This is a genomic window from Nonomuraea sp. K271 (assembly GCF_009908215.1).
Taxonomy (GTDB): Bacteria; Actinomycetota; Actinomycetes; order Streptosporangiales; family Streptosporangiaceae; genus Nonomuraea; species Nonomuraea longispora.
Genome location: NZ_JAAAHR010000003.1, coordinates 91,278 through 104,013, shown reverse-complemented (window position 1 = coordinate 104,013; position 12,736 = coordinate 91,278). Strand labels below are relative to the sequence as shown.

Annotated in this window: 14 protein-coding genes; 10 read left to right on the top strand and 4 right to left on the bottom strand. The window is 71.1% G+C overall.

What is annotated here, in order from left to right:
• Positions 1 to 92 precede the first annotated feature (92 nt).
• Both GUY59_RS01895 and GUY59_RS01890 read left to right on the top strand, forming a co-directional pair.
• Positions 93 to 701, top strand: a complete 609-nt coding sequence (locus GUY59_RS01895) for a TetR/AcrR family transcriptional regulator (protein ID WP_138200866.1) — start codon at positions 93 to 95, stop codon at positions 699 to 701.
• A 19-nt stretch (positions 702 to 720) separates the two neighbouring features.
• Positions 721 to 1,272, top strand: coding sequence for a phosphotransferase (locus GUY59_RS01890; RefSeq protein ID WP_161714342.1), 552 nt, complete (start codon positions 721 to 723; stop codon positions 1,270 to 1,272).
• 235 nt (positions 1,273 to 1,507) lie between these two features.
• On the opposite strand, the gene GUY59_RS01885 is transcribed toward GUY59_RS01890, so the two are convergent.
• Complete coding sequence (locus GUY59_RS01885; RefSeq protein WP_138201534.1) at positions 1,508 to 2,377, bottom strand: hypothetical protein; 870 nt, start codon at positions 2,375 to 2,377, stop codon at positions 1,508 to 1,510.
• 578 nt (positions 2,378 to 2,955) lie between these two features.
• On the opposite strand from GUY59_RS01885, the gene GUY59_RS01880 reads away from it, so the two are divergent.
• Both GUY59_RS01880 and GUY59_RS01875 read left to right on the top strand, forming a co-directional pair.
• Positions 2,956 to 3,111: a hypothetical protein gene (locus GUY59_RS01880; RefSeq protein WP_161714341.1), complete on the top strand. Its 156-nt coding sequence runs from the start codon at positions 2,956 to 2,958 to the stop codon at positions 3,109 to 3,111.
• 67 nt (positions 3,112 to 3,178) lie between these two features.
• A complete protein-coding gene (locus GUY59_RS01875) occupies positions 3,179 to 3,613 on the top strand; it encodes a phosphatase domain-containing protein (protein ID WP_138201535.1) in 435 nt (144 codons plus the stop codon).
• An 11-nt stretch (positions 3,614 to 3,624) separates the two neighbouring features.
• On the opposite strand, the gene GUY59_RS01870 is transcribed toward GUY59_RS01875, so the two are convergent.
• Positions 3,625 to 4,971: a hypothetical protein gene (locus GUY59_RS01870; RefSeq protein WP_138201536.1), complete on the bottom strand. Its 1,347-nt coding sequence runs from the start codon at positions 4,969 to 4,971 to the stop codon at positions 3,625 to 3,627.
• Between the two features lie 174 nt (positions 4,972 to 5,145).
• Between GUY59_RS01870 and GUY59_RS01865 the strand changes: the two genes are divergently transcribed.
• From GUY59_RS01865 to GUY59_RS01855, 3 genes are all read left to right on the top strand, one after another.
• A complete protein-coding gene (locus GUY59_RS01865) occupies positions 5,146 to 6,951 on the top strand; it encodes a flavin-containing monooxygenase (RefSeq protein WP_138201537.1) in 1,806 nt (601 codons plus the stop codon).
• A 62-nt stretch (positions 6,952 to 7,013) separates the two neighbouring features.
• Entirely contained in the window at positions 7,014 to 8,171 is a 1,158-nt protein-coding gene (locus GUY59_RS01860) for a sensor histidine kinase (protein ID WP_252374969.1), read from the top strand.
• Positions 8,162 to 8,803 (top strand): response regulator transcription factor, encoded by a 642-nt coding sequence (locus GUY59_RS01855; RefSeq protein ID WP_171055408.1) that lies wholly within the window; start codon positions 8,162 to 8,164, stop codon positions 8,801 to 8,803. Before GUY59_RS01860 ends, GUY59_RS01855 begins: the two co-directional genes overlap by 10 nt.
• On the opposite strand, the gene GUY59_RS01850 is transcribed toward GUY59_RS01855, so the two are convergent.
• Complete coding sequence (locus tag GUY59_RS01850; protein WP_138201538.1) at positions 8,804 to 9,235, bottom strand: VOC family protein; 432 nt, start codon at positions 9,233 to 9,235, stop codon at positions 8,804 to 8,806.
• Positions 9,236 to 9,266: 31 nt separating this feature from the next.
• Between GUY59_RS01850 and GUY59_RS01845 the strand changes: the two genes are divergently transcribed.
• The 3 genes from GUY59_RS01845 to GUY59_RS01835 are packed head-to-tail and all read left to right on the top strand — an operon-like array spanning position 9,267 to position 11,352.
• Complete coding sequence (locus tag GUY59_RS01845; protein ID WP_161714340.1) at positions 9,267 to 10,175, top strand: MBL fold metallo-hydrolase; 909 nt, start codon at positions 9,267 to 9,269, stop codon at positions 10,173 to 10,175.
• A complete protein-coding gene (locus GUY59_RS01840; RefSeq protein WP_161714339.1) occupies positions 10,172 to 10,342 on the top strand; it encodes a hypothetical protein in 171 nt (56 codons plus the stop codon). The genes GUY59_RS01845 and GUY59_RS01840 overlap by 4 nt, the downstream gene beginning before the upstream one ends.
• A gap of 23 nt (positions 10,343 to 10,365) precedes the next feature.
• On the top strand, positions 10,366 to 11,352 hold the full coding sequence (locus GUY59_RS01835) for a GNAT family N-acetyltransferase (RefSeq protein WP_138201540.1): 987 nt from the start codon (positions 10,366 to 10,368) through the stop codon (positions 11,350 to 11,352).
• Here GUY59_RS01835 and GUY59_RS01830 read toward each other — a convergent pair.
• Positions 11,321 to 12,646, bottom strand: a complete 1,326-nt coding sequence (locus tag GUY59_RS01830; RefSeq protein ID WP_138201541.1) for a sensor histidine kinase — start codon at positions 12,644 to 12,646, stop codon at positions 11,321 to 11,323. The genes GUY59_RS01835 and GUY59_RS01830 overlap by 32 nt on opposite strands.
• Between the last annotated feature and the right edge of the window lie 90 nt (positions 12,647 to 12,736).

The following is a 12,736-nucleotide window of genomic DNA, read 5'->3' as shown; positions in this document are numbered from 1 at the left end:
CTCTCCCCGAAATCACGTATGGACGATACGGTACCGTCCCGTTCATCTTAGGACAGGACGGTACCGTATCGTCCACCTGTATGCTGCGGGACATGACCGGACGTACTCGCCGCCCGCCCACAGGCGCCGCCGTGCTCCAGCCGCAGATCACCTCCGCGATCACCGAGGCCGTGCTGGACGAACTGGCCGAACGCGGCTACGGGCGGTTGTCGATGGAGGCCGTCGCCCGGCGCGCGGGCGTGGGCAAGAGCGCGCTCTACCGGCGCTGGCCGCGCAAGCAGGACATGGTGCTCGCGGTGCTGTCGGAGATGAGCGTGCCGTGGGCGGAGTTCCCCGACACCGGGTCGCTGCGCGGAGACCTCATCGGGGGCCTGAACGCCATCCGCGACTGGCTGAGCCATCCGCGCTTCGTGCTCATCCTGCCCGACCTGACCGCCGAGGCCGCCCGCAACCCGGCTCTGGCCGAAGCGATCAGGACCGCCATCGGCACGCCCAGGCGGCTGCTCGGCTCGGCCGCCCTGCACCGCGCGATCGAACGCGGCGAACTCCCCGCCGACCTCGACCTCGAACTCGCCCTCGACCTGATCGCCGCCCCCGTCCACTGGCGGCTCAACGTACGCCAGGCCCCCATCGAACCCGGCTACGTCGAATCCCTCGCAGACCACCTCATGCGCGCCCTGGGCGCCACGAAACACGGCTGACCGGGACCGGCTTCGCAACATGCCTGCGCCGGAGGAGCCGCTGCACGGCGGCCACAACGCCACCGAAGTCGTACGGGTCGGCGACACCGTCCGGCGGGCCAGGGATTCCAACGCCGCCTTCGCCGCCAGGGTGCTGCGTCACCTGGAGTCCGCGGGCTACCCGTACGCGCCACGTCACCTCGGTATCGACGAACGGGGGCGCGACGTGCTCGGCTTCATTACGGGCGCGACCACCGACCACCCCGCCCAGCGCGCTCCCGGCGCGTACGCGCGCGGTGGGCGGATGTTGCGCGAGCTGCACGAGGCGACCGCCGGACACATGCTGGCCGCCGGTCGCGAATGCGTCGTCCACGGAGATCCCGGCCCGTTCAACACCGTCTTCCGCGACGGACTGCCGGTGGCCTTCATCGACTGGTCGTCATGCCGCCCCGGCGACCGGCTGGATCCCGCCCTCCCCGCTGCCCGCCGACGGCACGCGCGGGCGGCGATCGGCTGGGCCGTGTCCGGGCGGGAGCTCGTACTCCGGCATCGGACGTTTCTGCTGGCGGTGCTGCGCGGCGTCGGCGACTGAGGGGCGTCGGGGCTGAAGGGCGGCCTGCCCGGCGACCAAGGAACGTACGTCCCTGATCGCCGGGAGAGGGGGATGGCCGCCGCGGCGTCGGGGGGTCGGCGCGCCGCACCCCGCTCGTCCCGTACGCTGCCGGTCACGCGCAGGCGGCAGGCAGGGCGTCGGCGAGGTGGTTGTCCGGCGCGCACGGGATCCCGGTGGCCGCGGCCTCACCGGGATCCCGCGCTTGCGGGAGCGGTCAGCCCTTGCTCCAGATGGCCGCGAAGGTGTTGCCCGCGGTGTCCAGGACGACAGGCGTGTAGCCCAAGGCCTTCATCTTGGTGTTCTGCACGGTGTAGGTCACGCGGTTGAGGTTCAGGTGTTCCTTCAGGCCGGCCGTGCTGCCCTTGCTCCACACGGTGGTGTAGAGCTGACCGGGCTCGATGGCCATGAGAACCGGGCGCAGGCCCTGCTTGGCCATCGCCAGGAGTTCCTTGCCGCGCTGCTCCACGGTCTGGCCGAGGCTCACCTTGACGGCACCGGTGGCGGCGCCGGCGACCCAGACGGCCGCGTAGAGCGGCTTCTCGACGGTGCCGTAGACGTCGACCGAGGCGAGGCTGAGACCGGAGCCGCTGAGCTGGGTGTTGAGCTTCTGGAAGGCGTCCTTGGTCAGGTCGACCTTGGCCTCGGCCTTGCCGGAGGCCTTCTTCTCGAAGACCGCCGCGAAGATGGCGCCGGGGCCCGAGCCGGTGCCGCTGATGATGCTCGGCACAAAGCCCAGCTTCAGCTGCTCGGTGATGCGCTTCTGCAGGTCGAGGGCCGAAAGGCCCTGCAGCACGTTGACCTTGCGGGTGGCGTCCTTGACCCAGACGGACGCGTACTGGGGGTTGGCCGCGTTCGTCACGCTCAACGCCTGCGGCACGTAGCCGGAGTTCAGCAACTGCTTGACGCGCTTGAGCTGCTGCAGCGGGTTGAGCCCCTGGATGGGGAGCACGTCGTCCAGCGGCAGGGCCTGCTGGACGGTCGTCGCGGGCTGCGCGGCGGCTGCAGGAGACGCGACTGCCAGCAGGGGAGCGGTGGCGGCCGCCAGAGCGGTGCTGATGGCGATGATCCTTCGGGCGCTCCGCATGATCCTCCTCGGGTAAAGGGTGTCCCATATTTTCGGGCAGGAAGGGACCATAACAGAGGATGCTAGATATTTGACCATGTGTACGGCTGATCGTGATGTTGCTGTGTCAGATCGTCTCCGTATGGAATGCGATTCGGTAACAGGGTGCGAAATAGCGGTATTTATGCAGGTCAGGGCCTCTGTAGTCGGCAAGATCATCCGGATGATGGCACGGTCTAATTTGATAATTTGGTGCTCCGAATTTGCTGCCCACCGACAATATGTAGCTTCTTCGTAAATAGGGCATCCCGGGCATTTCGGTCCCATGCTCTGGTCGGCTCAGACCTGGTCGCCGTCAAGACGCTCCGTCCAGGCCTGGGCGCCGACGCCGACTTCAGACGCCGCTCCGGCGTCGGGCGGTTGGCCTGGTGTCTCCGCTCCGGCGCTCGGGCGGTCCGGCGGGGAGAGCCGGCGTCCCGGCTGGGCGGCGACGCGGATCCGGCGTTCCGGGCGAGCGGCTCCCGTCCGGGGTCCACGAAGCGGCTCCTGCCGGAGAGCCTGACCCGCCGCGTCCGGACGCCCTCGCGCACCACGAGGTGATGACCAAGAACGCGTCGGGGGACCAGGTGCCGCTGTACCCGGATGAGTCCGGCGTGCTCCACGCGACCTTCTCCAGGGTGCCGCTGGACGACGGCGAAGCCGACCTCCCTCTGCTGGGGCTGGGCACGTTCAGAGGGCTCTCCCTCAACGCGTGAGACGGCATCCGATCAGCCGGAAGCTGAACGCCGTCACCGCGCCCGCCGGTACGGCTACGCTCGCCGCGTGGCCGAGACCTGGGATCCCGCCGCGGAGGGTGTCATGCGACTGCCGTCGGGGTGCCTCGTGCGCGGCCGGGGGCTCAGGCACGTGCTGCCCGAAGGCCCGCTGCCCGCGTTCGGCCTCTATCTGCTCGGCCGCCGCCCGGCCGCGGTGGAGTGGCGGCACCTGTGGCTGCGCTGGCCCGACTTCCGGTTGCCGTCCGATCGGCACGCGACCGCGGAGGCCCTGAGAGAGGCGCTGCGCCGTGCCGCGTACGAACGGGTCGAGATCGCGTGCGGCGGCGGCCGGGGCCGCACCGGCACGGCGCTGGCCTGCCTGGCCGTGCTCGACGGCGTGCCCGGCAACCAGGCGGTCGCGTACGTACGCGAGCACTACGCCAAGGGCGCCGTCGAGACCCCGTGGCAGCGCCGCTTCGTCCGCGGCTTCCCGCACACCTGAACGCGAACGTCTCACGCCTGAACGCGACCGGCGGGCTCCGGTTCGGCGGTGGCGGGCTCCTGGCGCGACGGTGAGCGGGCGCCGAGGGTGAGCCCCACGGCCAGGCACACCAGCGGGATCGCGGGGATGACGTACCTGATGTCATAGGCGGCGAGGAAGGGCGGCGAGGCGATCAGCGCGAGCGCCGCGACCCCGGGCAGCAGCGCGTCCCACCGCCGCCGCACCAGCGCCGCGACCAGCGCCCCGCCGAGGGCCAGCACGAGCAGCGGGAAGGGCGCGTACCCGAACCGCTGGTACGCCCGCAGCCACCCGGCGACCGGCTCCACCACCCGTGTCGCGGCCGGCCCCGCTTCGTACGACTCGGCCACGTCCCGCACCGACTCGTTGATCGGCCGCTCCGACGTCGGCAGCTTGTAGGGCGTCTTCTCGTCGACGGCCGTACGCTCCCAGCGCAGCAGTTCCGTCAGGTCGGTCGCGACCGCGGCGAGATAGTCGCCGGGCTGGGCCAGGATCGCCATCCTGCCGAACTCGCCGGCGAGCTGGTTGCGGTTGGCCGTGCCCGGCACCTTGAGCAGCGGCGAGAAGTCCTCCCAGAGCCAGTGCGGCGGGTAGGGCCGCTGCTCCACCGGCATGTTGGGGCAGAGCACGGCCAGCCGTTCGGGAGGCTTGATCACGTCGCAGTCGGCGAAGCTCATGGTTCGCGACCACAGGAAGTTGCCGTCGGCCTCGGTCAGCCCGAACTTGCCCTTCTCCACCTTGGTCCACGTCGCGTACGCGCCCAGCGGGATCGCGCCGGCGACCAGCAGCGCCACCAGCGGGCGCCAGCCGTACCGGCGGATCAGCAGGTAGGCGGCGACCAGGATGAGCAGCGGCAGCCCGACGGTCCTGGTGATGCCGGCGAGGCCGAGGAGCAGCCCGCCGACGGCGGCCGTGGTGGGGGTGACGCGCCAGACGACGAGCACGACGGCGGCGGTGACCAGCACGATGAAGATCGCGTCCGCCATGATCATGTGCTCGAGCAGCAGCATGAACTCGTCGTACAGCAGCGGCGTGACCAACAGCGCGGCACCCCAGCCGGGCAGACCGCGCCGTCGCAGCAGCGCGTAGACGGCCACGGCGAGCCCCAGCACCAGCAGGTGCTGCAGCACCGTGACGAGGGTCAGGCTGTGTGCGGGGCGGAGCAGCGCGAGGAGCAGCGAATATCCGGACGGCCGGGTGGTGCCGGGGGCCAGCTCCTCGCGCATGAATGCGAAAGAGTCGCCGTAGAACAGCAGCGCAGGAGGGAACCCGAGTACGGCGAGCACGCGGAGCCCGATCGCGGGCAGCATGGCGATGACCAGTGCGCGATGAGCTGACATGAATGGGCATCCTCGGAAGTCGGGGCCCCCACAATAGTGGGTGTTCCGGTCACCGGGCGGGTGCCGCCGACCTGGATCGCGGGTGAGTGGGAACTCGGCTTGCTGACGGTTTTCCCGAATGCCATTCTGGAATTGGTGCCGAGCGTCCTGGCCACTCGTCGTCGCGGAGGATGCATGACCGACCACCCGATCATCGACAAAGAAGCGCTTCGCCTGAAATATCGGGAAGAGCGTGACAAGCGGCTGCGTCCTGACGGCAACGGCCAGTACCTCCGCCTCACCGGCCGCTTCGCGCACTACCTCGACGACCCCTACACCCCGCTCACCGAGCGCCCGCCGAAGTCCGACCACGTGACGGTCGCCGTCATCGGCGGCGGCTTCGCCGGGCTCGTCACCGGCGCGCGGCTGAAGGAGGCCGGCGTCGAGAACGTGCGCGTCGTCGAGAAGGGCGGCGACTTCGGCGGCACGTGGTACTGGAACCGCTACCCGGGCGCGCAGTGCGACACGGCCTCGTACGTCTACATGCCGCTGCTCGAGGAGACCGGGCACATGCCGACGGAGAAGTACGCCCACGCGCCCGAGATCCTCGACCACTGCCGCCGCATCGGCGAACACTTCGGCCTGTACGACAACGCCCTCCTGCACACCGAGGTCACGAACCTCGAATGGGACGAGTCCCGCTCCCGCTGGCGCATCAGCACGAACCGGGGCGACCACTTCACCGCCCGGTTCGTCACCATGGGCATCGGCCCGCTGCATGTGCCCAAACTCCCCGGCATCCCGGGCATCCAGACGTTCCGCGGGCACGCGTTCCACACGAGCCGCTGGGACTACGCCTACACCGGCGGCGACCCGTCGGGCGCGCCCCTGGACCGGCTGGCCGGCAAGCGCGTGGCCGTCATCGGCACCGGCGCGACGGCCGTGCAGTGCGTGCCGCACCTCGCGCGGGCCTGCGAGGAGCTGTACGTCTTCCAGCGCACCCCCTCGTCGGTCGACGTGCGGGACAACCGGCCGACCGACCCGCAATGGTTCGCCCAGGTCGCGACCCCCGGCTGGCAGCAGCGTTGGCTGGAGAACTTCACCGCCAACCAGACCGGCGCGCTGGCCGACGAGGACCTGGTCATGGACGGCTGGACCGATCTGGCCCGCCGCGTGCGCTCGCGCATCCAGGCGCTCCCGCCCGAGGAGCGTACGACCGAGAACATGCTGGCCGCCTTCGAGGACTCCGACTTCGAGAAGATGGAGGAGATCCGCGCCCGCGTCGACGCCGTCGTCACCGACAAGGAGACCGCGGGCAAGCTCAAGGCGTGGTACCGCCAGCTCTGCAAGCGCCCGTGCTTCCACGACGAATACCTGCAGGCCTTCAACCTTCCCGGCACCCACCTCGTCGACACCGACGGCAAGGGCGTGGAACGCATCACGGAGAAGGGCGTCGTGGCCGCGGGCCGGCAGTACGACGTCGACTGCGTCATCTACGCCTCCGGCTTCGAGGTGGGCACCGACTACACCCGCCGCGCCGGCTACGAGGTGACCGGACGCGACGGGGTCAGGTTGTCGGACCACTGGGCGGAGGGCATGCGCACGCTGCACGGCATCCACGCGCACGGCTTCCCCAACGTCTTCCTCGTCCAGCCGACGCAGGGCGCGAACCTCATCTCCAACATCCCGCACAACCTCACGGAGGCGGGCAGGACCATCGCGATCATCGTGCGGCACGCCCTCGACCACGGCTACCGCGAGATCGAGGTCACCAAGGAGGCCGAGGACGCCTGGATCGAGCTGCTGCTGTCGGGCGGCGGCGGGATCCTGGGCTCACCCGACTGCACGCCGGGCTACTACAACAACGAGGGCCAGGACCTCGGGCTGCGCAGCTGGCTCAACGCCGGCTATCCGCACGGGGCCACGGCGTACTTCGGCTACATCGACCGGTGGCGCACGTCCGGCACGTTCGAAGGGCTGGAATTCCGCAACGGCGCGTAGGAGCTGCGAAAGGTACACCCTGGACTATCGCCCTGCCCTCCGCCCCTGGTTACGGTCGTAAGGTGCTCAACAGGACCGCGCTGGAGGCGCTGACCAGGCGCCCGCTGCCCTTCCTCGGGTCGTCATGGCCCTGGCGGAGTGTGGCGTACCTGATGGGCGGCGCCGTCCCCGGCGCGGCCTTCGCGCTGGCCGCCGTCGCCGCGGCGCTCATCGAGCCGCCGCAGGGCTTCGTCGTGGGGGCGGCGGTCGTGGCGGTGGCCGTGCTGCCCGTCGCCTGGTTCGAGCCGCGGAGGTTGCGGCTGGTCGACGACGTGCCCCTTCCCGAGACACGGGACCGGCGTGGGCGTGAGGTGGGGCTCGCCGTCCTGACGTTGCTCGCGATGTGGTGGATCGACCTGCTCATGGTGCTGTTCACCGTGGTGGGCCCGGTGCTGCTCATCCTCACCCCGGCCGTCCAGCCGAACGTGATGCCCGCCGTCGGGGTCGCGGTCAGCGTGGCGGGCGTGCTGCTGCTGCCCGTCGCCGCGTACACGGTCACCGCCTGGGCCGGCGCGCGCGGGGCGATGGCACGGGCGGTCCTCGTGCCGCAGGGGCCGGAGCTGAACGAGGTGCTGAGGTCCCGCGCCCGGCTGGTGGACGCGTTCGAGATGGAACGCCGCAGGATCGAGCGGGACCTGCACGACGGCGCTCAGCAGCGGCTGGTGTCCCTGTCGATGGCACTCGGCCTGGCGAGGCTGGACCTGCCCGAGGACTCGACCACCGGAAGGCTGATCGGACAGGCCCACGACGAGGCCAAGCAGGCGCTCGCCGAGCTGCGCGAGCTGATCAGGGGCGTGCACTCGCAGGTGCTCACCGACCGGGGCCTGGCCGCGGCCGTACGGGACGTCGCGGGACGCTCGCCGGTGCCGGTGGACGTCGACGTCGAGCTGCTCGGACGGCTGCCCACCGCTGTGGAGGTCACCGCCTACTACGTCGTCAGCGAGGCCCTCACGAACCTCGCCAAGCACGCCCGCGCGACCAGGGGCGCCGTCACCGGCCGGACGGAACGCGGCACGCTGGTCGTCGAGGTGCGCGACGACGGCGTGGGCGGCGCCGACCCGGCACAGGGGACGGGACTGACCGGCCTGGCCGACCGGCTGGCCGTCGTGGACGGAAGACTGTCGGTGTCCAGCCCGGCAGGAGGGCCGACCCTGGTACGAGTGGAGATCCCGTGCGCATAGTGATCGCCGAGGACGCCGTCCTGCTCAGGGAGGGCCTCGTCGGGCTGCTCGAACGGTTCGGCCACACCGTGGTCGCGGGGGTCGGCGACGCGCCCGCCCTGGAGTCCGCCGTCGCCGAGCACCGCCCCGACGCCGTGGTCACCGACGTGCGCATGCCGCCCGGCTTCAGCGACGAGGGCCTGCGCGCCGCCCTGCGCCTGCGCCGCCTCCGCCCCGACCTCGCGGTGCTGGTGCTCAGCCAGTACGTCGAGCAGACGTACGCCGCCGAACTGCTCGAGTCCGGCGGCGGCGCGAGCGTGGGCTACCTGCTGAAGGACCGCATCGGCGACGTACGCGAGTTCGTCGACGCGCTGGACCGGGTGGCCGCGGGCGGCACGGTCGTCGACCCGGAGGTGGTGCGGCAGCTGCTCAGGCGGCGGCGCGACCCGCTGGGCAGGCTCACCCCGCGCGAGCAGGAAGTGCTCGGCCTGATCGCCGAAGGGCGCTCCAACGCCTCGATCGCGAAGGAACTGGTCGTCACCGACGCGGCCGTGGCCAAGCACATCGCCAACATCTTCGCCAAGCTCGACCTGCCCCCGGCCGCCGACGGTCACCGCAGGGTGCTGGCGGTCCTGGCGTACCTGCGGGGCTGATCAGGTGATGCAGAGCTCGTTGCCCTCGGGGTCGGCGATGGTGATCCACCAGTTGGGGCCCTGGCGGCCGCGGTGCAGCACCTTCGCCCCCTTGGCGGTCAGCCGCTCGACGACCGGCTCGATGTTGTCGGCCCCCACGCGTACGTCGAGGTGCACACGGTTCTTGACCGTCTTGGCTGCGGGCACGAGCTGGAACAGCACGCGCGGCGCACGTTCGAGCCCGTCGGGGTGCCTGATGGCCGCGCCCGCCTTCCACACCAGCGCGCCGTTGTGCGTGGTGGTGTCGTCCTCGGTGGCGTGACCCTTCTCGATCATGGCGCGGATGAACGCCTCATTCGAGGGCTCCACCTGCCAGCCGAGCGCGTCGGCCCACCAGTCGGCGAGGGGATGCGGGTCGACCGTGTCGATGACGACTTGGAAGTCATATGCCATGAGTCCAATGCTAAAAGTAGGGTTCGTGGGCATGAGTGAGCAGTGGCAGGAGGTGGGGGACCGGGCCTACGTCCGGCGCCACCGGTCGTACGACATGAACGTAGGTCTGGTCGTGGGTGACGGGCACTGCCTGGTGCTGGACACCCGTACGTCCTATCGGGAGGCGGCGGACCTGATCGACGCGATCAGGAGGATCACCCCCGCCCCGTGGACGGTGGTCAACAGCCACTCCCACTTCGACCACTGCTTCGGCAACGCCCTCTTCCGCCCCGCCGAGATCTGGGGCCACGTCAGGTGCGCTGAGGAACTGGAGCTGTACGGCGATCAGCAGCGGGCCGGCGTCATCAAGGGCTCGCCGGAGCTCCGGGACGAACTGGAGGAGCTCACCATCGTGCCCCCGGACCAGACGTTCAGCACGGCGGCAGGGCTAGACATCGGCGGCCGCATGGTGCACCTGCGGCATTTCGGGCTCGGGCACAGCAGCAACGACGTCGTCGTACAGGTTCCCGACGCGGGCGTGGTGTTCGCCGGTGACCTGGTGGAGGAGGGGGCACCTCCGGCGTTCAGCGACTCGTACCCGCTCGACTGGCCGGTGACCTTGGGGAAGATGCTGGAGGAGATGCCCGAGCCGGTGATCGTGCCGGGGCACGGCGCGGTGGTCGACCGGGCGTACGCGCTGGCGCAGCGCGTAGGAGCTGGCCCTGGTGGCCGAGCTGGCCGAGAAGGCCCACGTGGAGGGGCTGCGCGATTTGATCAGGCGTTTCCCTTATCCGGAGGACGTGACCAGGCAGGCAATCGACCGCGCCTTCATGCAGCTCGACGCGGTCTGAGAGAGCCCGGGTCGACACGCCGGTGTCGTCTCCATCACCGGCCCGCCGCGCCTCCTCATGCTCGAGACCGAGTACGAGCAGGCTCGAGTCCGGCGGGGAGCAGCCGTTGATCAAGGCGCTGTCCGACGACGTCGCCCTGGTGCTCTCGGGCGGGGGCTCGACCGTGGACGGCCAGGCCGATCCGAGCCGCACCTCCATCATCACCCTCACCGCCGTGCGCACGCCCGAGGACCGGCGGTTCGCCTCGTTCCAGAACACCCGGGTACGGCAGCCGTGAAGAGGCTCACCTAGGCTTCCAGCATGCAATGGGAACCGCTGACACGGGAGGACGCCCGGCCCCTGGCCGAACTCTGGGCCGCCATCGAGGCCGAGGACATGACCGGCGCCGTCTACGGCGTCGACGACGTGGCGGAGCGGCTCGGCTCCCGCCTGCTCGACCTGACCGAGGGCACGCTGGCGGCGAGGGACGGCGACCGGATCGTCGCCTTCGGCTGCCTCCCGGCCCGTCAGTCCGCCGGGGAGACGCACCTGATGCACCTGTGGGGCGGCGTGCACCCGGCCCACCGGAGGCGGGGGCTCGGTCGGCGGGTCATCGACTGGAGCCTGCGCGCGGCGCCCAGGGTGAGCGCGAAGCCCTACCCCGGGCTGCCCGTGGAGATCACGTTCGACGTCTACGACGACCTGCCGGGCACCCGGGCGCTCGCGGAGGGCGCCGGATTCACGGCCGCGCGCTATTTCGCCCGCATGGAGCGGTCCCTGACCGGCGACCTGCCCCCGGTGCGCCCGCCCGAGGGCGTGTCGATCGCCACCTGGTCGCCCGAGCTCGACGACGGAGTGCGCCACGTGCGCAACGAGGCGTTCCGCGACCACTGGGGCAGCGTGCCGCACACCCCCGAGAGCTGGCGGCACTCGATCACCGGCTCCCGCAACTTCGTCCCCGAGGCCACGTTCGTCGCGCTGGCGGGTGAGCGGCCGGTGGGCGGGCTGGTCACCCACTTCTTCGACCGGAAGTACGCGCTGACCGGTGAGCGCCAGGCCTGGATCCAGATCGTCGCCACGCTGAAGGAGTGGCGCGGCAGGGGCGTGGCCGGCACGCTGATCGCCCACGCCCTGTCCGCCTTCGCCCAGCAGGGCTATACCAGCACCGGGCTCGGGGTCGACGCCCACAACCCCACCGGTGCGGTCAGCGTCTACACCGGGTCGGGCTTCGCCGTCACGAGACGCTGCACCAGTTACCTCCGCTCTCTTCCCGCGGCTAGCCAGGAGTCCGGGGAAATTTCGCGATAAATCCGGCATCTTCGTACACCAGGGTGCCGTCGTGCAGGGCGGCGATGTCGCGAGCGATCGAAAGCCCCAGCCCGGCCCCGCCCGCGTCACGGGCGCGGGCCTCGTCCAGCCGGGTGAACCGGTCGAAAACCGCCTCCCGGTGCTCCGGCGGAATGCCGGGCCCATCGTCGGCCACCTCCAGCACCGCCTGCTCGCCCTCCACGCGGACCCCCACCCGCACGGTCGAGGCCGCGTGCCGGACGGCGTTGTCGACCAGGTTGGTCACCAGACGGTCGAGATGCGCGCGTGAGCCCTTCATCACCACGTCGGGCTCGACGTCGAGCTCCACCCGCACGTCGGGCCGCCGCATCGCCCGCAGCGACTCCTCCGCCGCCACCTGCCCCAGATCCAGCTCCGCCGTACGCGGCGGCTCACCCGCGTCCAGCTTGGCCAGCATCAGCAGGTCGGCGGCCAGCGACTGCAGGCGTTCCACGTCGGCCAGCGCCTCCTTGGTGAGCTCGCTCCGCTCGGCCAGCTCCAGCCGGGCGCGCAGGGTGGCGATCGGGCTGCGCAGCTCGTGCGCCGCGTCGGCGACGAACCTCTTGTGCGTGCCGACCGCCGTCTCCAGCCGGTCGAGCGTCGCGTTCACCGTGGTGGCCAGCGCGGCGATCTCGTCCTTGGAAGGGGGGACAGGCACCCGCTGGTGCAAATCTCGCGCCGTGATGTCGGCCACCTTCGCCCTGACCGCGGCCACGGGAGCCAGCGCGCGGCCCACCGAGAACCACGTCATCCCCGCCACCACGACCAGCACGGCGGGCACGCCGGGCAGCAGCGTGGCGTACAGCGTGTTCAGGGCGTCCTCGGCGCTCGCCAGGCTGACCCGGGACCACAACATCGCAGGGCCGGCTTCGGTGCGCACCTCGACGCCTGCGATGGCGTACTGGCCGGGCTCGGCCCAGTCGACGGTCGGGGCGGGAGCGACCTTCGCCCTGGTCACCAGGACGTCAGGGTCGGCGATCCCGGCCATCGCGCCGTCGTCGGTGTAGATCAGCTCCCTCGCGCCCTTCGCGGGCGCCCGCTGTATCTCAAGCGGCTCCGCCTTCCGCGCGGGGCGGAACTCGCCCTCCTCCGCCGGCACGACGGACAAGGTCTGCGCGTACGGCACCGCCTCCACGGCCTTCCGGACCGCCGCGGCGTCGGCACTGCGCTCCAGGCTGCCCCGCAGCATCGCCACCAGCCCCAGGGCGACGGCGCCGAGCGCGAGCGCCACCACGAGCGTCGCCGCCGCGGTCGCCCGCAGCCGTACGGACGACAACCCCGAAGCCGACCGCCTCGAACCCTGCCGCCCTGTGGACGTCGGCCCTGTGGACGGCGAACGCGAGGATGGCAGTCCCGGGAACGACAA